The 21,618-nt window shown below is 67.6% G+C and carries 18 protein-coding genes; 6 read left to right on the forward strand and 12 right to left on the reverse strand.

Annotation, left to right across the window (positions count from 1 at the left end):
* Nucleotides 1–23: 23 nt before the first annotated feature.
* From JC881_RS17880 to JC881_RS17905, 6 genes are all read left to right on the forward strand, one after another.
* On the forward strand, nucleotides 24–737 hold the full coding sequence (locus JC881_RS17880) for a hypothetical protein (RefSeq protein WP_198787053.1): 714 nt from the start codon (nucleotides 24–26) through the stop codon (nucleotides 735–737).
* 91 nt (nucleotides 738–828) lie between these two features.
* Nucleotides 829–1,707 carry an acyl-CoA thioesterase gene (locus JC881_RS17885; protein ID WP_198787054.1) on the forward strand — a complete coding sequence of 293 codons (879 nt, stop codon included), beginning with the start codon at nucleotides 829–831 and terminating at the stop codon, nucleotides 1,705–1,707.
* A gap of 25 nt (nucleotides 1,708–1,732) precedes the next feature.
* Nucleotides 1,733–2,344: a glutathione S-transferase gene (locus tag JC881_RS17890; protein ID WP_198787055.1), complete on the forward strand. Its 612-nt coding sequence runs from the start codon at nucleotides 1,733–1,735 to the stop codon at nucleotides 2,342–2,344.
* Nucleotides 2,345–2,657: 313 nt separating this feature from the next.
* On the forward strand, nucleotides 2,658–3,371 hold the full coding sequence (locus tag JC881_RS17895) for an SDR family oxidoreductase (protein WP_198787056.1): 714 nt from the start codon (nucleotides 2,658–2,660) through the stop codon (nucleotides 3,369–3,371).
* Nucleotides 3,372–3,612: 241 nt separating this feature from the next.
* A complete protein-coding gene (locus JC881_RS17900; RefSeq protein ID WP_198787057.1) occupies nucleotides 3,613–5,070 on the forward strand; it encodes a SulP family inorganic anion transporter in 1,458 nt (485 codons plus the stop codon).
* Between the two features lie 95 nt (nucleotides 5,071–5,165).
* Nucleotides 5,166–5,777, forward strand: coding sequence for a class I SAM-dependent methyltransferase (locus JC881_RS17905; RefSeq protein ID WP_198787058.1), 612 nt, complete (start codon nucleotides 5,166–5,168; stop codon nucleotides 5,775–5,777).
* Nucleotides 5,778–5,817: 40 nt separating this feature from the next.
* Here JC881_RS17905 and JC881_RS17910 read toward each other — a convergent pair whose 3' ends face one another.
* The 12 genes from JC881_RS17910 to JC881_RS17965 form a co-directional block, all read right to left on the reverse strand.
* A complete protein-coding gene (locus JC881_RS17910) occupies nucleotides 5,818–6,558 on the reverse strand; it encodes an ABC transporter ATP-binding protein (RefSeq protein WP_198787059.1) in 741 nt (246 codons plus the stop codon).
* Nucleotides 6,555–7,310, reverse strand: coding sequence for an ABC transporter ATP-binding protein (locus JC881_RS17915; RefSeq protein ID WP_198787060.1), 756 nt, complete (start codon nucleotides 7,308–7,310; stop codon nucleotides 6,555–6,557). Before JC881_RS17915 ends, JC881_RS17910 begins: the two co-directional genes overlap by 4 nt.
* Entirely contained in the window at nucleotides 7,307–8,278 is a 972-nt protein-coding gene (locus JC881_RS17920) for a branched-chain amino acid ABC transporter permease (RefSeq protein ID WP_198787061.1), read from the reverse strand. Before JC881_RS17920 ends, JC881_RS17915 begins: the two co-directional genes overlap by 4 nt.
* A complete protein-coding gene (locus tag JC881_RS17925; protein ID WP_198787062.1) occupies nucleotides 8,275–9,195 on the reverse strand; it encodes a branched-chain amino acid ABC transporter permease in 921 nt (306 codons plus the stop codon). The genes JC881_RS17920 and JC881_RS17925 overlap by 4 nt, the downstream gene beginning before the upstream one ends.
* Before the next feature lie 131 nt (nucleotides 9,196–9,326).
* Complete coding sequence (locus JC881_RS17930) at nucleotides 9,327–10,532, reverse strand: ABC transporter substrate-binding protein (protein WP_198787063.1); 1,206 nt, start codon at nucleotides 10,530–10,532, stop codon at nucleotides 9,327–9,329.
* 194 nt (nucleotides 10,533–10,726) lie between these two features.
* On the reverse strand, nucleotides 10,727–10,966 hold the full coding sequence (atpE, locus tag JC881_RS17935) for a F0F1 ATP synthase subunit C (protein ID WP_013538854.1): 240 nt from the start codon (nucleotides 10,964–10,966) through the stop codon (nucleotides 10,727–10,729).
* A gap of 143 nt (nucleotides 10,967–11,109) precedes the next feature.
* Nucleotides 11,110–15,819, reverse strand: a complete 4,710-nt coding sequence (locus JC881_RS17940) for an RICIN domain-containing protein (RefSeq protein WP_198787064.1) — start codon at nucleotides 15,817–15,819, stop codon at nucleotides 11,110–11,112.
* A 225-nt stretch (nucleotides 15,820–16,044) separates the two neighbouring features.
* The gene (locus tag JC881_RS17945; protein WP_198787065.1) at nucleotides 16,045–16,899 is read right to left on the reverse strand and encodes a class I fructose-bisphosphate aldolase; all 855 of its coding nucleotides are present in this window, start codon (nucleotides 16,897–16,899) and stop codon (nucleotides 16,045–16,047) included.
* 44 nt (nucleotides 16,900–16,943) lie between these two features.
* Nucleotides 16,944–17,924, reverse strand: coding sequence for an aldo/keto reductase (locus JC881_RS17950; protein ID WP_198787177.1), 981 nt, complete (start codon nucleotides 17,922–17,924; stop codon nucleotides 16,944–16,946).
* A gap of 38 nt (nucleotides 17,925–17,962) precedes the next feature.
* Nucleotides 17,963–18,988, reverse strand: a complete 1,026-nt coding sequence (locus tag JC881_RS17955; protein ID WP_198787066.1) for an ABC transporter permease — start codon at nucleotides 18,986–18,988, stop codon at nucleotides 17,963–17,965.
* Complete coding sequence (locus JC881_RS17960; protein ID WP_198787067.1) at nucleotides 18,985–20,496, reverse strand: sugar ABC transporter ATP-binding protein; 1,512 nt, start codon at nucleotides 20,494–20,496, stop codon at nucleotides 18,985–18,987. Before JC881_RS17960 ends, JC881_RS17955 begins: the two co-directional genes overlap by 4 nt.
* Nucleotides 20,493–21,539 carry a substrate-binding domain-containing protein gene (locus tag JC881_RS17965; RefSeq protein ID WP_013538860.1) on the reverse strand — a complete coding sequence of 349 codons (1,047 nt, stop codon included), beginning with the start codon at nucleotides 21,537–21,539 and terminating at the stop codon, nucleotides 20,493–20,495. The genes JC881_RS17960 and JC881_RS17965 overlap by 4 nt, the downstream gene beginning before the upstream one ends.
* Nucleotides 21,540–21,618 lie beyond the last annotated feature (79 nt).

Here is a 21,618-nt window from a genome sequence, read left to right on the forward strand (position 1 = left end):
ATGACGCTAGAGTCCGGGGCTTGATGAACTCCAACCCCGGACGAAAAGTGCACTTCCTTTCGTTGTCGACCACCGCGCGTCGCATCCTCCTGGCCCTTTCCTGCGCCGCGCTCGGCCTGATGCAATGGGGCTGTGCCAGCACCCCCGAAGGCGAACCCGTCCACGGCAAGGACCAGGTGGTGAGCTTCCTGGCCGCCAAGGACGGCCGCAAGGTCGTCATCGCCGCGGAGAAATACCATTACGTGTTCGACGGCGACCCGTCCGTGGCGGCGCTGCTGCGCTGGGACGGGCGCGCCAAGGTCACGCCCAGCCTCAACGGCGAGCTCAAGGTGGCGCGCAACAACAGCTTCGAAGGGTCGTACACGCTCGTCGCCTTCGATGCCGACCTGACGCCCGAAGACCGAACCTTCCTGATCCAGACCGGTTTTGCCAAGACCGACATGAAATACGGCGACCGCACCGGGCCGGCGCTGCGCTACTTCGGCACCGTCTACGGCACGCGCTACGCGGCCGCGCCGCTCAAGCCGGCCGACACGCTCGACTTCTCCCGTTCGTTCTTCGTCAACTACGTCGAGCAGGAAACCGCCACCGGCCCCGCCGCCAGGCCCGCGCCCACGCCGCTCATCTACAACGACGACGGCAAGCCGCTGCTGGCCGGCGCGCCCATGTTCCTGGTCCAGGGCGGCACGGACTACCGCTGCCGGGCCCGCTTCATGGACATCTGCTTCTACAAATAGCAGCGCCTGGCTGACCGGGCCGCGACAGCGCGCCGGCCCGTCCTTTGCTAAGGTCGAAGGCTGCCTTTTTTTGCATTGACCGCCCCGACCGATGACCACCGATCCCGCCACCGCCGCCCGCCTCGTCGACGAACTCGTCGCCCTCATGCAGCTCGCGCCGCTCGGCGGCGACCGCTTTCTCGCCCAGAGCGAAGACATCGGCACCCCCGCCGTCTTCGGCGGCCAGGTGCTCGGCCAATCGCTCGCGGCCGCGAGCCTCACGGTCGGCGCCGACCGGCCGGTGCATTCGATGCACGCCTACTTCCTGCTGCCGGGCGAGCACGCGCCCATCGAGTACAGCGTCGACCGCGTGCGCGATGGCCGCAGCTTCACCACCCGCCACGTGGTGGCGCGCCAGGGGGAGCGCATCATCTTCGAGATGTCGGCGTCGTTCCAGACAGTGGACGACGGCGTCGAGCACCAGCTCGCGATGCCCGCCGTCGAAGGCCCCGAAGGCCTGGCCAGCGAACTCGACCAGCGCCTGGCCCTGGGCGAGCGCCTCCCCGAGCGCTGGCGCATCAAGGGCCTGGAGCCGCACGGCATCGAGTACCGCCGCGTCGAAGCCGACGACCTGCTCACGCCCGTCGTGCGGCCCTCGGAAAGCGCCATCTGGATGCGCGCCATCGCGCCGCTGCCGGATGACCCTGTGGTGCACCGCGCGCTGCTGGCCTACGCCTCCGACCACGGTCTCTTGCGCGCCGCGATGCTGCCGCACGGCCTGAGTTTCATGAGCGGGCAGGTGCGCCCCGCGAGCCTGGACCACGCGATGTGGTTCCACCGCGATTTCCGCATGGACGACTGGCTGCTCTACGTGCTCGATTCGCCCAGCGCAAGCGGTGCGCGGGGCCTGTGCCGCGGAAGCCTCTTCACGCGCGACGGGCGGCTCGTGGCCTCCACGGCACAAGAAGGCATGCTGCGCATCAAGCGTTGAAAACCGCAACCCGAGGACACACCGAATGAAGATCTTCCACTCGCCCGCTTCGCCGTTCGTGCGCAAGTGCATGGTCGTCGCGCACGAGCTCGGCATTGCCGACCGCATCGAGAAGCTGCCCAGCGCGGCCGGCCCGGTGAAGCGCGATGCCACCATCCTCCCGAAGAACCCGCTCGGCCAGGTGCCGACGTTCCTGTGCGACGACGGGCAGGTGCTGTACGACAGCCGCGTGATCTGCGAGTACCTCGATGCCACGCATTCGGGTGCGCTGTTCCCCAAGAGCGGGACCGAGCGCTGGGCCCGCCTCACCGAACTGGCCCTCGCCGATGGCATGACGGCCGCCGCGCTGCTCGCGCGCTACGAAACCATGCTGCGCCCTGAGCCGCTGCGGTGGAACGACTGGACCGAGGGGCAGCTGGCCAAGGTGCGCACCGGTCTCGAATGGCTCGAATCGGCCGCACCGTCGTTCGGCGAGCGCGTCGATATTGGGACCATCGCATTCGGCTGCGCGCTGGGTTACATGGACTTTCGCTTTCCCTCGGTCGACTGGCGTGGCGATGCGCCGAACACGGCGAAGTGGTTCGGGGTGTTCAATCAGCGGGCTTCGATGCAGGCGACGCTGCCGCCGACTGCCTGAGTCCGTTCGGGGCGGCACTCCCGCCGACGGTGGGCTCTGTTTCGCGAATGTCCCCCGGCCTGCGGCCTCCTCCTTGATTTCGCGAAACAGAGCCCACCATCGGCGGAAGCGCTTTCAGAGCGGTCGTTGATCGCCGATCACCAGCAGCGTGCCCGAGTGCGCAGGGCATCGGGTGCTCCCCGCAGCGAAATCAAGGAGGAGGGCGAAGCCCGGGGGACATTCGCGGAGGGGAGTACCCGATGGCCTGTGCACGCGCCCCGAAACCTTGGCTAAAAATGCACCCCTCGCAAGAATTCCAACCAAGGACTCCCGCATGTCTTCTGAAGCACAGAAAAAAGTAGCCATCGTCACCGCCGGTGGCAGCGGCATGGGCGCCGCGGCGGCGCGCAAGCTCGCGGACGACGGCTTCCGCGTCGCGATCCTCTCGTCGTCGGGCAAGGGCGAAGCGCTGGCCCAGGAACTCGGCGGCATCGGCGTGACCGGCTCGAACCAGTCGAACGACGACATCAGGCGCCTGGTCGACAAGGTGACGGACACATGGGGTCGCGTCGATGTGCTGGTCAACAGCGCAGGCCACGGCCCCCGCGCGCCGATCCTGGAGATCACCGACGAAGACTGGCACCGCGGCATGGACGTCTACCTGCTGAGCGCCGTGCGCCCCAGCCGCCTCGTGGCGCCGCTGATGGTCAAGCAGGGCGGCGGCACGATCATCAACATCTCCACCTTCGCGGCCTTCGAGCCCGACCCGGTGTTCCCGACCTCGGGCGTGTTTCGCGCCGGTCTCGCCGCGTTCACCAAGCTCTTCGCCGACAAGTACGCGGCCGACAACGTGCGCATGAACAACGTGCTGCCCGGCTTCATCGACAGCCTGCCCGAGAAGGCCGAGTTCCGCGGCCGCATTCCGATGGGGCGCTACGGCAAGATGAGCGAGATCGCGGCGGTGATCGGCTTCCTCGCCTCCGAAGGCGGGGGCTACATCACGGGGCAGAACCTGCGCGTGGACGGCGGCATCACGCGCTCGGTGTAGCCGTGTAATGGTGGACGCGGAGGCGCTCTCTACAATCGCGCCCATGTGTCCGAGGATGCCCCGCTTTCCCATCCGCCGCCGGCAGTCCGGCTGCTCGCGGCCGACGCCTCCTTGACGATCGCGCAGTGACCGCGCCGTGGCGCTTGCCACGGCCCACCCAGGCCGCAGCGCCGGCCATCTCTCCTTGCCCCTGACCCGCATCGCCTCGCCGGCGTGTGCGGGCCGCATTGCTTTTTCCCCCATGTCCTCCCCACACAGCCGCCTGCGCACCGAGTGGTGCCCGAGCATTCCGCGCGAACTGATGGCCGGTGCCGTCGCCACGTTCGCGCTCATTCCTGAAGTCATCGCTTTTTCTTTTGTCGCGGGCGTCGATCCGGCCGTCGGGCTGTTCGCGTCGTTCGTGATCAGCATCGTCATCGCCTTCACCGGCGGGCGCCCGGCGATGGTGTCGGCCGCCGCGGGATCGGTCGCGCTCGTGGCCGCGCCGCTGGTGCATGCGCACGGGCTGCAGTACCTGCTGGCGGCCGGCGTGCTCGCGGGCGCGATGCAGATCGTGTTCGGCCTGCTGCGGCTCGGTGTGCTGATGCGCTTCGTCTCCACCTCGGTGCGCACGGGCTTCGTCAACGCGCTCGCCATCCTGATCTTCGCGGCGCAGATGCCGCACTTCATCGGCGCCAACATGGCCACCTGGGCGATGGTGGGGCTGGGGCTCGTGGTCATCTACCTGCTGCCGCGCATCACACGCGCGGTGCCTTCGCCGCTGGTGTGCATCGTGGTGGTGACGCTGGTCGGCCACTGGCTCGACCTGCCGCTCAAGACCGTGGCGGACCTGGGGCACCTGCCCGATGCGCTGCCCGCGTTCGCGTTCCCGTCGGTGCCGTTCACGCTCGACACGCTGCGCATCATCGCGCTGCCCGCCTTCGCGATCGCGATGGTCGGCCTGCTCGAATCGATGATGACCGCGAGCGTGGTGGACGAGCTCACCGACACGCCCAGTTCCAAGAACCGCGAGTGCAGCGGCTTGGGGCTGGCGAATGTCGCGGCCAGTTTCTTCGGCGGCATCGCGGGCTGCGGAATGATCGGCCAGACGGTGAGCAACGTGCGCTACGGCGGGCGTGGGCGGCTGTCCACGCTGTTCGCGGGCGCCTTCCTGCTGATCCTCATGGTGCTGCTGAAGCCCTGGGTGTCGCAGGTGCCGGTGGCCGCGCTGGTCGCGATCATGGTGATGGTGTCGGCATCGACCTTCGACTGGGGGTCGCTGCGCACGCTGGTGCGCCACCCGCGCATGTCGAGCGCGGTGATGCTCGCGACGGTGGCGGTCACCGTCGCCACCGACAACCTGGCCGCGGGCGTGGCCGTCGGCGTGCTGCTGAGTGGCGTGTTCTTCACCTTCAAGGTGGCGCGGCTGCTGCATGTGCATGCCGAGGTGGGCGAGGGTGGCCGGCGCATCTACCGCATCACGGGCCAGGTGTTCTTCGCTTCGGCCGACATGCTGGTGGATGCCTTCGACGTGCGCGAGATCGACGGCGCGCCCGTGCACATCGACGTGGCGCAGGCGCACTTCTGGGACGTGACCGCCGTGGCCGCGCTGACGAAGGTGGTCGAGCGGCTGCGCAAGCACGGCAGCGTGGTGGATGTGACCGGGCTCAACCAAGCCAGCCGCGACCTGATCCTGCAGCTGGACGCCGCGCCCGAGTAATGCTTGGGTCCTAGGTAGTTTTCCCGTGAGCCGGTTGATGCGTTGGACCTAGCCTTTCCGGTCCCGTCGGATGTCCGAGGGGCGGAAAGGCGCTCATGAAAATTCCCGCCCCGGTGCTGGAGAACATGGACCGCACCATCGCGTCTTACGAAGCGTCCGCGCGCGAATACAACGCGATCGTCGCAGGCCATCGCCCGCCCGAGATCGTGGACGCGCTGCGCCGGATGATGCAGTTCGTGCCCGCGGGCGGCAGCGTGCTCGAGATCGGTTCCGGATCGGGGCAGGACGCTGATTTCATCGAGTCCCTGGGCGGCATCGTCAGGCGCACCGATGCGGCGCAGGCGTTTCTCGACCTGCAGGCCGAACGCGGCAAGAAGGGCGAGTTGCTCAACGTCGTGACGGACGCGTTGGGCGGGCCCTACAGCGCGATCCTCGCGATGGCGGTGCTGATCCATGTCGATCGCGCGCAGGTCGCACCGGTCCTGCGCAAGGTGTTCGATGCGCTCGAGCCCGGCGGCGTCTTCTTGGCGGGCATGCGCATCGGCGAAGGCGAGACGAACGACGACTACCAGACCGTGTACTGGGCGAAAGACCGGTTCGCCGAAGCGCTCGAAGCGGCCGGCCTGCGCCTGCAATGGGACACGCAATGGATCGGCCGCAAGGACGTGGCGTGGGCCGGCTTCCTCGCCTGCCGTCCGCAGGAATAACGTGGGAGTAACTCGGGAGTAACTCGGGAATGACGCGGGCCTACACGCCCAGGTAGCGCGTCCAGAGCGACCGGTCGGCATCCAGCGCGGCCGAGGCGCCCTGCCACACCACGCGCCCGCGTTCGAGGATCACATGCCGGTCGGCCAGCGGCAGCAGGCGCTGCACGTACTTGTCGACCACCAGGATCGCTTCGCCTTCCGACTTGAGCGTGGCGATGCAGTGCCAGATCTCCTCGCGGATCACCGGCGCGAGCCCTTCGGTGGCTTCGTCGAGGATCAGGAGGCGCGGGTGCGTCGAGAGCGCGCGCGCGATCGCGAGCATCTGCTGCTCGCCGCCCGAGAGCTGGTTGCCCGCGTTGGCCTTGCGTTCCGCCAGGCGCGGAAAGAGGCCGTACAGCGCCTCGACCGTCCAGCGCGGCGCGCTGCCGGGGCGTGGCCGCGCGAAGGCGCGCAGGTGCTCGTCCACGCTGAGGTTCGGGAACACGTGGCGCCCCTCGGGCACGATGGCCACGCCGCGCCGGGCGATCGCATCGGGCCGCATCGACTTGTTCGGACCGCCGATCGCATCGCCGCCGAAATGCACGTCGCCGCGCATCGGTGAGAGCGTGCCGGTCAGCACCTTCAAGAGCGTGCTCTTGCCCATGCCGTTGCGGCCCAGCAGCGCGAGCACTTCGCCCGCGCCGATCTTCAGATCGATGCCGAACAGCACCTGGCTCGCGCCGTAGCCGGCCTCGATGGACTTCGCCTCGAGCAGAGTCCTTGTTGTCGTTGCGGTGCTCATGCGTGTCCTTCCGCTTCCGTTCCGAGGTACACCGCCTGCACGTCGGGATGTCCGCGCACTTCGTCGGCCGTGCCGCTCATCAGCACGCGGCCCTGCACCAGCACCGTGAGCCGGTTGGCCAGGCGGAACACCGCGTCCATGTCGTGTTCGATCAGGAGGATGGCCATCGATTCGCGCAGCGATTCGATCAGGTCCACCATGCGCGCCGATTCGTCGGGGCCCATGCCGGCCATCGGCTCGTCCAGCAGCAGCAGCTTGGGCTCGGCCGCGAGCGCCAGCGCCACGTCGAGCGCGCGCTGCGCACCGTGCGGCAGCGTGCCCGCGATGCGGTCGCGCTCGCCGCCCAGGCCCACGCGATCGGCCAGCGCGATGGCGCGCTGCACCAGGTCGCGCTCGCTCGCGCGCGGCGCCATGAAGCGCAGGCTGCTGCCTGCATGGGCCTGCGCCGCGAGCATCAGGTTGTCGTGCACGGTTTCCTTGGCGAACACGCGCGTCACCTGGAAGCAGCGCGACATGCCGGCCGCCACGCGCTGGTGGTCGCGCAGCTTGGTGATGTCGATCTCGTCGAGCAGGATGCGGCCCGCGTCGGCCTTCAAAAGGCCGGTGATCAGGTTCACCAGCGTGGTCTTGCCCGCGCCGTTGGGGCCGATCAGCGCATGCACCTCGCCGCGCTCGACGGTGAGGCTCACATGATCGGTCGCCAGGAGGCCGCCGAAGCGCTTGACCAATCCTTCGATTCTGAACAGGCTCATGGTGTTGCCTTGGTGAGTGGCGCCGCACGGCGGCGGCGCGCGAGTGCTGCCAGTCCCTTGGGTGCCCACAACGCGACGGCGATCAACAGCAGGCCCAGCGGCATGTGCCAGTGCTCGGTGTGTTGCTTGAGAAACTCCTCCAGCAGCAGCCACACGATGGCGCCCACGGGCCCGCCCCAGCTGCGGCCGAGGCCGCCGATCACCACCATCACCAGCAGCGTGGCCGACTGCGTCCAGTGCATCGTCGCGGGACTGACGAAACCGTTGCCGCCTGCAAGAAGCGCACCCGCCAGCCCGGCGATGGCGCCGGCGATCGCGAAGGCCGCGAGCTGCAGCCGGAACACCGGATAGCCCAGCGCCCGCATGCGCGTCTCGTTGTCGCGGATGCCCATGAGCGCGTGGCCGAAGCGCGATTGCGTCGCGCGGTGCAGCCACCCGAGCGCGAGCGCCACGATGACCAGCACGACCCAGTAGAAGTTCGATTCGTTGCCAAGGTCGAGCCCGGGCAGCAGCGTGGGCCGGCTCATGAGCGTGTAGCCGTCGTCGCCGCCATAGCGGCGCAGCGACACCACCACGAAGTACAGCATCTGCGCGAAGGCCAGCGTGGTCATGATGAAGTACACGCCGCGCGTGCGCAGCGCCACCGTGCCGATCAGCGCGGCGACGACGCCCGCGACCAGCGCGGCCAGCGGCCACATCACCCAGGCCGACATCACGCCCGCGTCGCTGAGCGCCACCACCGTGTACGCACCCATGCCGATGAAGCCCGCATGCCCGAGCGCCACCATGCCGCCGAAGCCGAGGATGAAATTCAGGCTCGCCGCGGCCAGCGCCACGATGAGCACCCGACGCACGAAGCCGATGTAGAAGTCGAGCCCGAAGAGCGGCGCGACCAGCGGAAACGCCGCGAGCAGCACGAAGACGAGCCCGAGGCCGACGTAGCGTGAGGATGAGGAAGGAGTCTTCATGCGCGCGCCGAGAAGAGGCCCGAGGGCCGGAAGATCAGGACGATCACCATCAGCGCGTACATCGCGACTTCGGCGAAGAGCGGCCCGAGGTCGGCCGCGGTGGCGGGCGGCAGCGTCGCGCGCAGCAGCATCGGCACGAACGCGCGGCCGACGGTGTCCACCACGCCCACGAGCAGTGCGGCCACGAAGGCGCCGCGCACCGAACCGATGCCGCCGATCACCAGCACCACGAGCGCCGGAATCAGGATGGCTTCGCCCATGCCCACCTGCACCGCGACGATCGGCCCCATCAGCGCGCCGGCCAGTGCCGCGAGCGCCGCACCGAGCAGGAACACGCCGTTGAAGATGCGGCCCACGCGCACACCCATCAGCTCAGCCATCGGCCGGTCGGACGCGCCCGCGCGCACCCGCATGCCGATGCGCGTGTGGTTCACCAAAAGGTAGAGCGCGAGCGCCACCAGCAGCCCGCCCACGAGGATCACGAGGCGGTAGGCCGGGTAGGGCAGGCCCTCCATCAGGTTGACCGGCCCCGAGAGCGCGGCGGGCGTCGGTGCCATCACCGGCGAGGGGCCCCAGGCCATCGTCACGATGTCGTCGGCCACCAGGATCACGCCGAAGGTGGCGAGCACCTGCGCGAGGTGGTCGCGTGTGTAGAGGCGGCGCATCAGGAGCACTTCGAGCAGCAACGCCACCACCACGGTGACCGCCACCGCGATGACGATGGCCGCCGCGAACGAACCGGTGCGCGTGTGCGCTTCGGCCGCCACGTAGGCGCCCGCCATGAACAGCGAACCGTGCGCGAGGTTCAGCACGTCCATGATGCCGAACACCAGCGTGAGGCCCGCGGCCAGCAGGAACAGCATCAGGCCGTAGCCCAGGCCGTTGAGCAGCTGCTCGAGAACAAGAATTCCACTCATAGGATCACAAGGGTTGCCCGCGTTTTCATTCGAGAAACACCGCGGAACCGGCTTTGCCGGGCCGCTGGTGTTGCCCCCGGTAGGGGGAAGGAGAAGCGGACACGAAGTGCCGCGCAGCCTGGGGGCGAGCCTTATTTCAGCGGGCACTTGTCGGCGTAGCTGTCGCCGTAGTTCGTGAGCACCGTATTGATCAGCTTGTTCGTGACCTTGCCCTGCGCATCCTTGCCGATCACGCGCAGGTAGAAGTTCTCGATCGGGTAGTGGTTGTTCGCGTACTTGAAGGCGCCGCGCGTCGACGCGTAGTTGGCCTTCTTCAGCGCGGCGACCACGGCTTCGCGGTTCTGCGCGTTGCCGCCCGATTGCTTGACGGCCGCGTCCATCGCGAGGATCGCGTCATAGGCCTGCGCCGCGTACACCGACGGGTAGCGGCCGTTGTATTCCTTGCGGAACGCGGCCACGAACGCCTTGTTGGCGGGGTTGTCCAGGTCGTGCGCCCAGTGCGAAGTGTTGAAGAGGCCGAGCATCGGCTCGCCGACGGCGCCGATCACATCCTCGTCGGCCGAGAAGCCGCTGGTGACGAGCGTGATGTCTTTCGACAGGCCCGCGCCCACGAACTGCTTGATGAAGTTGATGCCCATCGCGCCGGGCAAAAAGAAGTAGATCGAGTCGGGCTTGGCCGCGCGCAGCTGCGCGAGTTCGGCGGCGTAGTCGATCTGGCCGAGCTTGGTGTAGAGCTCGTCGGCCACCTGGCCCTTGAACTGGCGCTTGAAGCCGCCCAGCGCATCCTTGCCGGCCGGGTAGTTGGGGGCGATGAGCACGGTCTTCTTGAAGCCGCGGTCCTGCGCGAACTTGCCGGCCGCCTCGTGGAACTGGTCGTTCTGGTAGGCGGTGCCGAAGAAATACGCATTGCACTGGGCACCGGCGAACTGGCTCGGGCCGGCGTTGGCCGAGAGGTAGGGCACCTTGGCGTTGAAGAGCGTGGGGCCCACGGCCAGTGCGACGTTGGAGCCGATGGGGCCGCTGAAGATGTCGATCTTGTCGCGCTGGATCATGCGGTCCACCAACTGCTTGGCCTGGTCGGGGCTGCCGGCCATGTCGGCCTGCACGAACTCCACGTCCTGCCCGCCGAGCTTGCCGTTCAACTGCTTGATGCCGAGCGCGAAACCATCGCGCGCCTCGGCGCCCAATGCCGCGAAAGGCCCCGAGATGTCGAGGGCCAAGCCCACCTTCACGGGGGCGGCCATGGCCGTTGCTGCGGTGCCAAGGGCCGCGCCGCACAGCAGCAGCGAGACGAGGGTGCGCGGCAGCGCGGGCGACTTCGGGGACAGGTGGCTCATGGATTCTCCGAGGGAGGAAGGATGAAACGACGCACTGGCGCTGCGCCATGCAGCACCGGCACCATCGAACCGTTGATAGCTAAATACTTTAACCATAAACGATTCAGTGTCAACGGTGCTAGCACGAATGGTGCCAGTGGAACGTGTCACTTCCTGGTGCGCGGGCCCCGTTTTTCAGGGGCCGCGACACTCGGTCAGCCGAAGGGATTGGCCGTCGCGAACCAGAGGCCGATGCCGGTGGCGATGATGAACGCGCCGTCGGTCACGCCCGCGATCAGGAAGAACTTGGTCTGCAGCACGTCGACCATTTCGGGCTGGCGCGCGGTGCTCTCCAGGAACTTCTGGCCGACCAGTCCGATGCCCAGGCACGAGCCGAGCGCTGCGATGCCGATCAGCAGGGCGACTGCGAGGGGAAGGATGTTGAAGCCGGTCATGGTGTTTTCTCCTGGTGGTTGGTTGATCGATGGACGTACTTTCGCGCAACGGGTGCGCACGGTCCATGACGTGGGAGGTCATGGGCTGGACGAAAAAAAGCCGGCCGCGCAATGCGGCCGGCTTTCAGAGGGGCGTCAGATGGTCAGGGCAATTGGGTCCAGGTCTGGTTGGTGCCCCCGTTGCAGGTCCAGGTGATGAGCGCCGTGTCCTGCGTCGTCGAGCTGTTCGGCACGTCCAGGCACGAACCCGAGGCGCGGTTCTTGATCGCACCGCCCGCCAGGCTCCACTGCGTCGTGTCGCCGGCCGAGCAGGCCAGTTGAACGACAGGAGCGTTCGTCGTCGCCGTGCCGTTCTGCGCCAGGCACAGGCCGCTGTGCTCGGCCTTGAACTGCACGTAGCCGCCTGTGAGGCTCGTCACCGTGAACCGCTCGTTGTTCGCGTTGCCGCACGGCCACTGCACCGCTGTCGCGCCGCTCGCGGTCGACACGGCCTTGATGTTCACGCACAGGTTGCTCAGGTTCGAGCGGATGCGGGTGATCGTGGGCGTCGGGTCCGTGTCCTGCGACCGCACGTACTCGCGGATCGCCACCACGTCGGCCGCCGGCAGGCTGCTGGCGTTGCCGTGGCCGCCGGCGAGCACGTCCTGCAGCGTGGCCGCCTGGCCGTTGTGGAAGAAGGCCGCGGTGTTCCAGGTGCCCACGAGCGTCGGCGTGTCGAAGCCCACGCCCGCCAGCGGCTGGTTGCTGCCCTTGCCCGACGAGAGCTGGATGGTGCCCACGTCGTGCCGCTGTCCGTCGCGGAAGGTGGCACCGGTGTGGCAGGTCACGCACTGCGCCGAGGCGAACAGCGCCTGGCCCCGCGCCGCATCGACGCTCAGGCTCCCGTCGGCGTTGCGCGCGGGGCTGCGCATGTACTTGTTCAGCGAGGTGAGGTAGGCCGCCAGATCGTCCAGCTGCGCGTTCTTGCCGGCCTTGGGTGCGCCCAGCGGGTCCTGCGTGGCCGTGAAGTCCGCGTTGCTCAGGAACCCGGTGCCGCCGAACTCGTTGCGGATGTCGTTCTCGAAGTCCTGCACCTCGTCGAAGTTGGCCGTCCAGTGCAGCTTGCCGTGGCCCAGGCCCCGCTTGCCCATGAGGCTGATGGTGCGTCGCAGGCCCTCGCCGCGCTGGGTGAAGTCCCACACCATGCCGTCGTCGCCGGCATCCGCGTGGCAGCTCGCGCAGGAGATGTAGTTGTCCTTGCTCATGCGCCGGTCCGACGCGTTGTAGAACACCTGCTTGCCGCGCAGCGCCGCGGGCGACATCGGCTCCTGCGCGACCGTCGAGACGTTCTGCAGGAAGATCGGCGCCGCCGTCTCCGAGGCCAGCACCGAGGCCACGTCGTGCACCGACACAGAGCGCGCGAGGAAGTTGTTCACGTAGAGGCGCTTCCTCGCCGCGTCCAGATACAGGCCGTGCGGCGCACTGCTGGCGTTGATCTCGCCGCGCACCGAGCGGCTGTACGGATCGACGATGGCCACGCGGTTGCCTTCCATCTGCGCGACGAACAGGTAGTCGCCCGACGGCGAGTACAGCGCGGCGCGCGCGGGGGCGCGGTCGTCGAAGTCGATCTGCTCGCCGAACACTTCCGCGGCCGTCTGCAGATTGACCTGCGAGAGGATGGAGCGCACCGTCTGGTCGTGCACCAGGTTGTTGCCGTCCCTGAACTTGCCGCGCACGATGTTGTCCTTCTTCGAAGGCAGCACCGCCCGCGTGCCGTCCGGCGAGATGATCACCTGGCTCAGGTAGTTGGCCACGCCGCGCGCGCGGCTCTCGGTGTCCACCGTGGTGGTGTCCACCGGCAGCGCGATGGTGGTCATGGCGCTCATGCTCTGCAGGTTCACCTTGTGCAGCTGGCCGCCGGTCATCTGCGACTTGAAGCGAGTGACATACGCCACCTGTGCGTCGGAGCTCACTGCGATGCCTCGCAGGTTCCCCGCCAGCGCGACCGCGCCGGTGGTGGCGCCGTTGCTCGGGTCGAAGCTCATGAGCACCGACTTGCTCTCCAGCGTCAGGAGGCCCTTGGCGCCATCGGGCGTGAAGGCCACGCCGTAGGGGCCGCTGCCGTAGGCGAGCGGCACGGTGGCCGAGACGCTGCCGTCCGCCGCGCTCAGCGCCACCAGCTTGTCCTCGCCCTGCACCGTGACCCAGATGCGGCCGTCGGGGCCGACCGCCAGCGTCTTGGGCTCTTCGCCCACGCGCACTTCCCAGCGCTTGGCCAGGGTCTGCGCGTCGATGGCGGCGACCGTGCCGCTGTCGGGGTTGACCGAGTACACCGAGTTCGCATCGCCCGCGATGTTGGTGGTGTGCGTGGGCGCCCGCGCCGTGGTCGGAACGATCACGGTGAGGTTGTAGGTGTAGAAGGTCTCGCGGCCCGACGCATCCTTGACCGTCAGCGTCACCGTGAAGTGGCCGGGGCGGTTGTAGGTGTAGGTGTAGTTCGGCTGGTTGGAATACGCGGTCTGCGTGCCGTCGCCGAAGTTCCAGCGGAACTGCGCGCCGCCGCTGCCCAGCGTGCCGGGGTTGAACACCAGCTGGCCGTTCACGAGCTTGGGCCCGCCGCCGATGCCCGGGTCGCCGATGATCGCCTGCCCGCGCAGCGTGTTCACCTCGGTGTCGGTGAGCACGCGGCCGTAGACGCGCACCTCCGCGAGCGTGCCCTTGAAGAGCGCCGTGTTGCCCTGGATCTGGCCCAGCATGTTGAACTTGTTCGTGAGGCCCTTGGTGCCCGTGAGGCCCGCCGAGGTGGTCTTCACGCCGTCGACGTACACCGCCTGCGCGCCCGAGGCCGCATCGCGCGTGAGCACCACGTGGTGCCAGTTGCCGTCGTTCACCACCGCGGTGGAGGTGGTGCCGCCGTCGTTGCCCACCGAGAGCTTGATGCGCCCGTTGTTGTCCAGCCAGCCCCAGAACACGTCGTCCGCGCCGCCCGACTGGTCGCGCCCGAAGATGCCCGGCGCCGTCCACGAGTTCGCTCCGCCCGCCTGCGTGGTCTTCATGTAGAAGCTCAGCGAGGCGGTGCCGCCGAGCACGGTGGCCACGCTGTCGTTCTTCAGCGGCACACCGGCGGTGCGGTTCGCGAAGTTCATGCCGATGCTCTCGAACGCATCGCCCGCGGCCGGCGTGCCGCCGTTGTTGCCGATCTGGTCGGAGAGGTTGCCCGCCAGCGTCCAGTAGTGCATCAGGTTGATGTCGGTCGCGTTGCCGGTGTTGAAGGTGGAGCGGTAGTCCGCGCCGATCGCGTTGCCCGCATAGTCCTTCAGGCCGTTGGCCGGCAGGAACACCTCGTAGCTCGTGCCCGGCAGCAGCGGCTGCTCGGGGTGGAAGTTGACGATGCCCAGCTGCACGCTGTAGGTGCCCGCCAGCGTGTTGCCGCCCACCGGGCGCACGATGAAGGTGTTGGAATTCACGCTCTCGGGCCGGATGTTGTCCGTCATGCCGAGGCCGATGCGCGAGGTCAGCGCCTGCTGCCTGGCGCCGTTGGCGGGCGAGACCTGTTTCACTTCGGGCTTGACGATGTCCGGGTCCACCGAATGCACGACGAAGCCGCTGCCCGAGCCGTGGTCGTTGCCCACGAAGACGAGGTTGCCGAAGATCGCGACCTGGCCGTTGTCCGAGTGCGTGAAGTTCGGGTCGTCCTCGCGCAGGATGCTGCCGCGGCCCACCTCCACGTGGTTCAGCGGATTGCTCACGTCCACCTTGTGGATGCGGGTCTGCGCGCCCTGGATGACGTAGTTGTCCTGCGTGGCGCAATAGAGCTGCTCGTCGATGACGAGGCGGTTGTCTTCCGCCACGAAGCGCGAGCGGTCCGAGAGGTCGTAGCTGTACATCTTCGCGCCGCTGTTGCGCGTGGAGACGTGCAGGTTCCGGCCGTCGAAGCAGGTCGCGTAATAGAAGGGCGTGGTGCCCACGATGGAATCGAGCACCTTGGGATTGAGCGGGTCGGAGATGTCCAGGCTCGCAAAGCCGCCGTTGCTTTCCATCGCGGTGAGCACCATGTGGTTGCCCATCGTGAAGATCGGGCCGATGCGGAAACCGCCGAGCTCGCCCGTGGGCACCGGGTTGGGCTTGCCGGCGCCGCGGTTGGCGACCACGGCATTCGCGGGGTCCCTCGCATCGACGATGAAGATGCCCCGGCCCGCCGAGGCCACGTACAGGTAGGGCGCCTGCCACCAGAGCTGCCAGGCGACGTTCTCGTAGTCGCCGGCGTTCACGCCCGGCAGCGCGAGCTTCTTGACCTGCTTGATGTCGTTGATGTCGGTGAAGTCCCAGAACTCCACGCCATTGATGCTGGGCAGCACCACGTAGGTCTTGCCGCCGATCTTGGCGGTGCCGAAGGAGTGCGTCTCGCGGAACTCCTTGGTGCGCGTCTCTGGCTCGTAGATTTTCTTCACGAGCTGGATCTGCCGCGGGTTCGACACGTCGTACAGCAAAAAGCCGCCCGGGCCGAGGCCGCTGTCCGGCGCGAAGGAGGTGAGGAAGTAGCCGTTGACCATGATGCCGGCGTTCATGCCGTAGTCCTTGCGGCCCGGGTACGTGGCGGGCACCTCGCGCGATTCGTAGGCGCTGCTGTGCGCGGGGTCGAGCGGGTGCGCGGGGCTGGTGATCATCGACACCGGCTTGAACAGTTCGGCCGAGGTGTAGGTGAGGTTGCCAAGACCCGGCCCTTGCAGCGGGAGCGGATCGGCGACGGCCGCGGAGACCGCTGTCGCCATGTTGCCGAGGGTCGTCATCGGACTGACCCCGGTGATTGCCGCGTGCGTCAGCAGTGTGACGAACGGCACCATCAATGCCATCACGTAATACCGGATCTTCATCGTTGCCTCCAAGTTGTTAGAAGTTCGCAGGGGGACCCACTGACTCGTTTCTTCTCTGGCTCGACTTGCAAAGTGCGCGCGCAGGACGCACCCCGACAGGCGACGGGTGATCGCCTGCCGTAAACCCTTTTGGAACCGTTCACGCTGAGCTTGTCGAAGCGCCGCGCGAGGCTTCGACAAGCTCAGCCCGAACGGTCCTGGTTCTCTCTCCCTCTGGCGGCGGCCTTACTTCTTCGCGCCGCCCGATTCGTAGATGTCCCAGGCCGCCTCGGCGCTGGCATCGCGGTGGATCATGGCCATCAGCGCACTGACCACCGCCGACGGATTCGCGTGCTGGTACACGTTGCGTCCGTACACCATGCCGACCGCGCCCTGGTCCAGCAGCGCGCGCGAGCGCGCGAACACCTGCTGCAGTTCCTCACGCCCGCCGCCGCGCACGAGCACGGGGCAGCGCGCGGCCTGCACCACGCGGTGGAAGTCCTTGGGGTCGCCGGTCGGGTCGGCCTTGACGATGTCGGCGCCCATCTCGCGCGCCAGGCGCACGAGCGTCACGATCTTCTCGGCGTCGCCATCGACCATGTAGCGGCTGCCGGGCGTGGGCGACTGCATCACCAGCGGCTCGATCATCAGCGGCATGCCGTAGCGGTCGCAGTCGGCACGCACGCGCGCGATGTTCTGCACGCACTGGCGAAAGAGATCGGGCTCGTTCGGCAGCATGAAGAGGTTCACGACCACGCAGGCCGCGTCGCGCTGCACGGCCGGCAGCACCGGGTCGTGCTCGTTCTGCAGCTGCGCCCACATCACGCGGTGCAGCGTGGCGTTGTAGGGATTGCCCATGTCGATGCGCATCACCAGCGCGGGTTTGTCGCGGCCGGGCCGGTCCTGCAGCAGGTCGGACTGGCCGTAGTTCAGTTGCAGCGCATCGGGCGCGGCGGCCACGAGCTTGTCGATGACCTGGGGCATGTCCTCCAGGCCGTCGAGGAACGAAGGCTCGTTGCACACGCCGTGGTCCAGGGCGATGTCCAGGCAGCGGCCGTTGGTGAGCAGGCGGTTCAGCCGTGCTGTCTTGTCTTTCGACATGGGAAAGAACTCCTTGTGGGGGTCGGAAATGAAGAGGGGAGGTATCAGGCGAGCGCCGAGAGATGGCGCTTCGCCGCGGCGTCGATCAGGCGCAACGCTTCGTCGCCCAGCGCGACCGCGCCGGCACCGGCGTTCTCGATGGCCTGCTGGCGCACGCGCGCGCCGCAGAGCGCGACGGACACGGTGCCGCGCGCGACGGTCCACGCGATCATCATCTGGCCGAACGAGCAGCCGAGCTTTGCGCGCACGGGCTCGAGCTCTTCGAAGAAGGCCTTGAGCGTCGCGCGGTTGGCGGCGCTGAAGCGCGGGTTGCTCGCGCGCTGGTCGTCGCCCTTGAACTCGCGCTCGGGGTCGATCGGGCCGGCGAGGAGGCCGAGCGCCAGCGACGAGTAGCCGAGCACCGCGACGTCGTGCTCGCTGCACAGCGGCGCGAGCGTCGTCTCGATCTCGCGGTCGACGAGGCTGTAGCGCTCCTGCGCCGCATCGACCGGGCCGTAGCGCAGGTATTCGGCGAGCGTCTCGGGGCTCACGTTGCTCACGCCGATGGCGCGGATCTTTCCCTGCTTCTTCAACTCGAGCAGCGCGTCCATGGTCTCGGCCACGGGCGTGGTGCTGTCCTGCCAGTGCGTGATGTAGAGGTCGATGTAGTCCGTCTGCAGGCGCTTCAGGCTCTCTTCGCACTCGTGGAAGATCGACTCGCGCCCGAGAAAGCGGTACACCGGGTGGCCGTCTTCTTCGAAGAAGTGCGTTCCCTGTTGGGTGTGCCAGACGAGGCCGCATTTGGTGGCGATCACCGCGTCCTGCCGGCGCCCCTTGAGCGCGGTGCCCACGATGCTCTCGGAGCGGCCGAGGCCGTAGGCCGGCGCGGTGTCGATCAGGTTCACGCCCGCATCGAGCGAAGCCTGGATGGCGATGACGGCGGCCGCGTTGTCCCCGCCGCCCCACATCCAGCCGCCCATGGCCCAGGTACCCAGGCCGATGGCCGAGCATTCGATGCCCGAGGGGCCCAGCGTTGTCTTCTTCATCTGCGTCATCTGCGTCATCTGCGTCATCTGCACTTGGCTCATCGCGTTTTCTTTCTCGTGTTCATGATGTGGTCGATGGTCACGGCCGCCAGCAGGATGAGACCCTTGATCACGTCCTGCCAGTAGGGCGAGACGTCCAGAAGGATCAGCGAGCTGGTCACCACCGAGAGGAGCGCCAGACCCAGCACCGCGCCGAGCACCGTGCCCGAGCCGCCCTTCAGGCTCGCGCCGCCGATCACCGCGGCGGCGATCACGTTCAGCTCCATGCCCATGCCGAAGGTCGGCGTGGCGGCGCCGAAACGCGCCGTGTAGATCACGCCCGCAAGACCGGCCGAAGCCGAGCACAGCACCGTGACCCAGAACTTCACGCGTCCCACGCGAATGCCCGAATAGAGCGCCGCCTTCTCGTTGCTGCCCGTGTAGAACACGCGGCGCAAGAGGGTCGAGCGGCGCAGCACGAAGTCGCTCACCACCACGATCGCCAGGAAGATCAGGATGACCGCCGGAACGCCGAAGAGCGTGCCCTGCCCGATGAACTTGAACTCCGCCGGCAGCGAGAAGAGCGACTGCGGCGTGCCCTGCGTGAGCGCGAGGCACAGGCCCCGCACGATCACCATGAACGCCAGCGAGGCGATGAAGTGGTTGAGGCCGATGCGCGTGACGCAGCCGCCGATCATCGCGCCGATGAGCCCGCACATGCCGATCGCCACGAGGCTTGCGAGCCACGGGTCCACGCCCATCAGGAAGAGCTTGCCCGTCACCACCATCGCGAAGCACACCACCGAGCCCACCGAAAGGTCGATGCCGCCGACGATCAAGAGGATCGTCATGCCCACCACCACGATGCCTTCGATGGAGAAGGACAAGAGCATCGCGCGCACGTTGTCCCAGGTGAGGAAGTAGGGCGATGCGAAGCTCATCGCGATGCACAGCACCGCGATGATCAGCAGCAGCCCTGCTTCGCGCATGCTCGTGAGTTTGTTGGCGGGCTTCCCCGGATCGCCGCCGGACTGGCCGGTACGCCGTGGAGGGAGGCCCGCATCGAGTTGTGCCGGGTAGTTCATGCTGTTTCCTGTTCGCAGAGTCCGGAAGCCAGCCGCAGCAGGGCCTCTTCCGTCATGTCGTTCGATTCGAGTTCGCCCGCGACCTGGCCGTCGCGGATCACCAATGCGCGGTCGCACAGGCCAATGATTTCGGGCAGCTCCGACGAGATCACGATCACCCCCACGCCCTGGGTCGCGAGCTCGCGCAGGATGTGGTGGATCTCCGATTTCGCGCCCACGTCGACGCCGCGCGTGGGCTCGTCCATCAGCAGCACCGACGGGTTGGTGGCCAAGAGCTTGGCGATGGCCACCTTCTGCTGGTTGCCGCCCGAGAGGCTGGAGACCTCGATGGCGACGCCGTCCGATTTCAGGTTCAGCTTGGCGCCGAGCGTCTTGGCGAGCTTGTGCTCGGCCGAGCGCTGCAAGAGGCCCCAGGCCGAGCTCACGCGGCCGAGCGCCATCGACGAGACGTTCTGCGCAATCGGGAGATCGAGGAACACGCCGGCCGCCTTGCGGTCTTCGCTCAGGTACGCGATGCCTTCGCGCAGCGCGTCGCTGTACTTGCGGATGGCGAGGGTCTTGCCGTTCAGGCGCACCGTGCCGCGCTTGGCAATGCGCAGGCCGCAGATGGTTTCCGCGAGCTCGCTGCGGCCGGCGCCCATGAGGCCGGCGATGCCGAGGATCTCGCCGCGCTTGAGCGTGAAAGAAACGCCATGCACGCGCTCGCCGTCGGCGATGTCGGTCACTTCGAGCACGGGGCCGGAGGATTCGGCGACCGCTTGCTTGGGCGGGTAATAGTTGCCCATGTCGCGCCCGACCATGCGGCGCACCAGCTCGTCGGGCGTCAATTCGTGCAGCGGTCCGCAGTGCACGTTGCGCCCGTCGCGCAGCACGGTGACGCGGTCGCCGTGCGTGAAGATCTCGGCCATGCGATGGCTGATGTAGATGATGCCGATGCCCTGCGCCTTCAGGTCGTGCAGCACGCGGAACAGCGCCGCCGACTCGTTGTCGGTCAGCGCGGCCGTGGGCTCATCGAGGATCAGCACCTTGCAGTCGAGCGTGAGCGCCTTGGCGATCTCCACCAGCTGCTGGCTGGAGATGGAAAGGTCGCGCACCGGCATGGCGGGGTCGATGTCCTGCCCCAGGCGGTGCAGCACCTTGGCCGCGCGTTCGTTGAAGCTCGCGTAGTTCATCCACGCCGCCTTGCCGGCGTTGATCTCCGGCATGAAGATGTTCTCGGCCACGGTGGCATCGGCGCACAGCGCGATCTCCTGGTGCACGAGGCCGATGCCCAGGCGCATCGCGTGCGCCGGGCCGTTGATCACGACCTTCTGGCCGTTCAAGAGGATCTCGCCCTCGTCGGGGCGGTGGATGCCGTCGATGATGTTCATCAACGTCGACTTCCCCGCGCCGTTCTCGCCGCACAGGGCGTGGATCTCGCCCGCGTGCAGCGAGAAGTCCACGCCCGTGAGCGCGCGCGAAGCGCCGAAGCGCTTGCTGATCCCCTTCAGTTCGAGCAAGGCGCTCACTCGCCGATTCCCTTGGTGCCGCGGCGCGCGAGGTACTTGTCCCAGTAGAAGTCGTCGGCGTTGGCCTTGCTCACCACGGCCAGGCCGTTGTCCAGGAACGGCACGGCCATCGGGTTGGTGCCGTTGCGCTTGGCGTCGTTCATCGGGTCGATGAGCGAGGGGTTCTTGGCCAGGAACAACATCATCATGCCCATGTAGCCCTGCATGCCCTGGTTCGGGTTGATGGCGCCGAACACGTCGCCGGACTTGATCATGTCCAGGATCTTGGCGTTGACGTCGCAGCACATCACCTTGATGTTCTTCTTGGTCTCGACCTTGGCCTGCGCCGCGCCGAGCGCCGAGTTGGCCTCGGGCATGAAGAGCGCGCCCAGGTTCGGGTTGGCTTGCGCGAGGCTCAGCACCGCCTGGTAGGCCTTGTTCGGGTCCTGGTTGCTGGCGGCGCGGCCCACCAGCTTCATGCCCGTGTGCTTGGTCTTCATGCGGTTCACGAAGGCGGCGATGCGGCGGTCGTGGTTGTCCTGGCCCGGGTTCTCCAGCACGGCGTATTCGCCCTTGCCGTTGAGCGATGCGGCGATGGCGTCGGCCGCCTGCGTGCCTTCGCGGTCGTTGTCGGAGGTGACGAACGAGGTGCGCTTCGAATTGGGCGAATCGGCCGCGAAGGTGACCACCGGGATGCCCATCGCCGCGGCGCGGTTGATCGGCTCGATGAAGGGGTCCGGGTTCATCGGGTGCAGCAGGATGCCCGCGGGCTTGCGCGCCAGTTCCTGCTCGAACGACGCGAGCTGCTTGTTCACGTCGTACTCGGGCGTGCCGGTGTAGCGCGTCTTCACGCCCAGCGTGCGGCCGAGCTGCTTCATCATTTCGTAGACCGGAAACCAGTACTCCACGCCGGAGACCATCACGTTCATCACGTAGACGTCGCTGGCATTGCCGCGCAGACCCGTGCCTGCGGCAGGGGCAGCTGCTTGCTGTTGCGCGAACGCGCTCGCACCCGCCAAGCCGATACCGGCGGCGGCTGCGGACTTCAGGAAATTACGCCTCATTCTTTGTCTCCTCACGTTGACTGGCAGAGCTTGCGACTTGCTTTTTCGAGCAGGTCTTTGGAACCTCAATGTCACATCA

Origin of the sequence: Variovorax sp. IB41 (genome assembly GCF_016405905.1) — a bacterium.
Taxonomy (GTDB): Bacteria; Pseudomonadota; Gammaproteobacteria; order Burkholderiales; family Burkholderiaceae_C; genus Variovorax.

Coding starts and splice junctions, on each gene's coding strand:
- JC881_RS17895 (WP_198787056.1), top strand. CDS start 2,658: ATGTCTTCTGAAGCACAGAAAAAAGTAGCCATCGTCACCGCCGGTGGC.
- JC881_RS17890 (WP_198787055.1), top strand. CDS start 1,733: ATGAAGATCTTCCACTCGCCCGCTTCGCCGTTCGTGCGCAAGTGCATG.
- atpE (WP_013538854.1), bottom strand. CDS start 10,966: ATGACCGGCTTCAACATCCTTCCCCTCGCAGTCGCCCTGCTGATCGGC.
- JC881_RS17965 (WP_013538860.1), bottom strand. CDS start 21,539: ATGAGGCGTAATTTCCTGAAGTCCGCAGCCGCCGCCGGTATCGGCTTG.
- JC881_RS17910 (WP_198787059.1), bottom strand. CDS start 6,558: ATGAGCACCGCAACGACAACAAGGACTCTGCTCGAGGCGAAGTCCATC.
- JC881_RS17930 (WP_198787063.1), bottom strand. CDS start 10,532: ATGAGCCACCTGTCCCCGAAGTCGCCCGCGCTGCCGCGCACCCTCGTC.
- JC881_RS17885 (WP_198787054.1), top strand. CDS start 829: ATGACCACCGATCCCGCCACCGCCGCCCGCCTCGTCGACGAACTCGTC.
- JC881_RS17945 (WP_198787065.1), bottom strand. CDS start 16,899: ATGTCGAAAGACAAGACAGCACGGCTGAACCGCCTGCTCACCAACGGC.
- JC881_RS17880 (WP_198787053.1), top strand. CDS start 24: ATGAACTCCAACCCCGGACGAAAAGTGCACTTCCTTTCGTTGTCGACC.
- JC881_RS17905 (WP_198787058.1), top strand. CDS start 5,166: ATGAAAATTCCCGCCCCGGTGCTGGAGAACATGGACCGCACCATCGCG.
- JC881_RS17920 (WP_198787061.1), bottom strand. CDS start 8,278: ATGAAGACTCCTTCCTCATCCTCACGCTACGTCGGCCTCGGGCTCGTC.
- JC881_RS17955 (WP_198787066.1), bottom strand. CDS start 18,988: ATGAACTACCCGGCACAACTCGATGCGGGCCTCCCTCCACGGCGTACC.
- JC881_RS17900 (WP_198787057.1), top strand. CDS start 3,613: ATGTCCTCCCCACACAGCCGCCTGCGCACCGAGTGGTGCCCGAGCATT.
- JC881_RS17925 (WP_198787062.1), bottom strand. CDS start 9,195: ATGAGTGGAATTCTTGTTCTCGAGCAGCTGCTCAACGGCCTGGGCTAC.
- JC881_RS17940 (WP_198787064.1), bottom strand. CDS start 15,819: ATGAAGATCCGGTATTACGTGATGGCATTGATGGTGCCGTTCGTCACA.
- JC881_RS17950 (WP_198787177.1), bottom strand. CDS start 17,924: ATGAAGAAGACAACGCTGGGCCCCTCGGGCATCGAATGCTCGGCCATC.
- JC881_RS17915 (WP_198787060.1), bottom strand. CDS start 7,310: ATGAGCCTGTTCAGAATCGAAGGATTGGTCAAGCGCTTCGGCGGCCTC.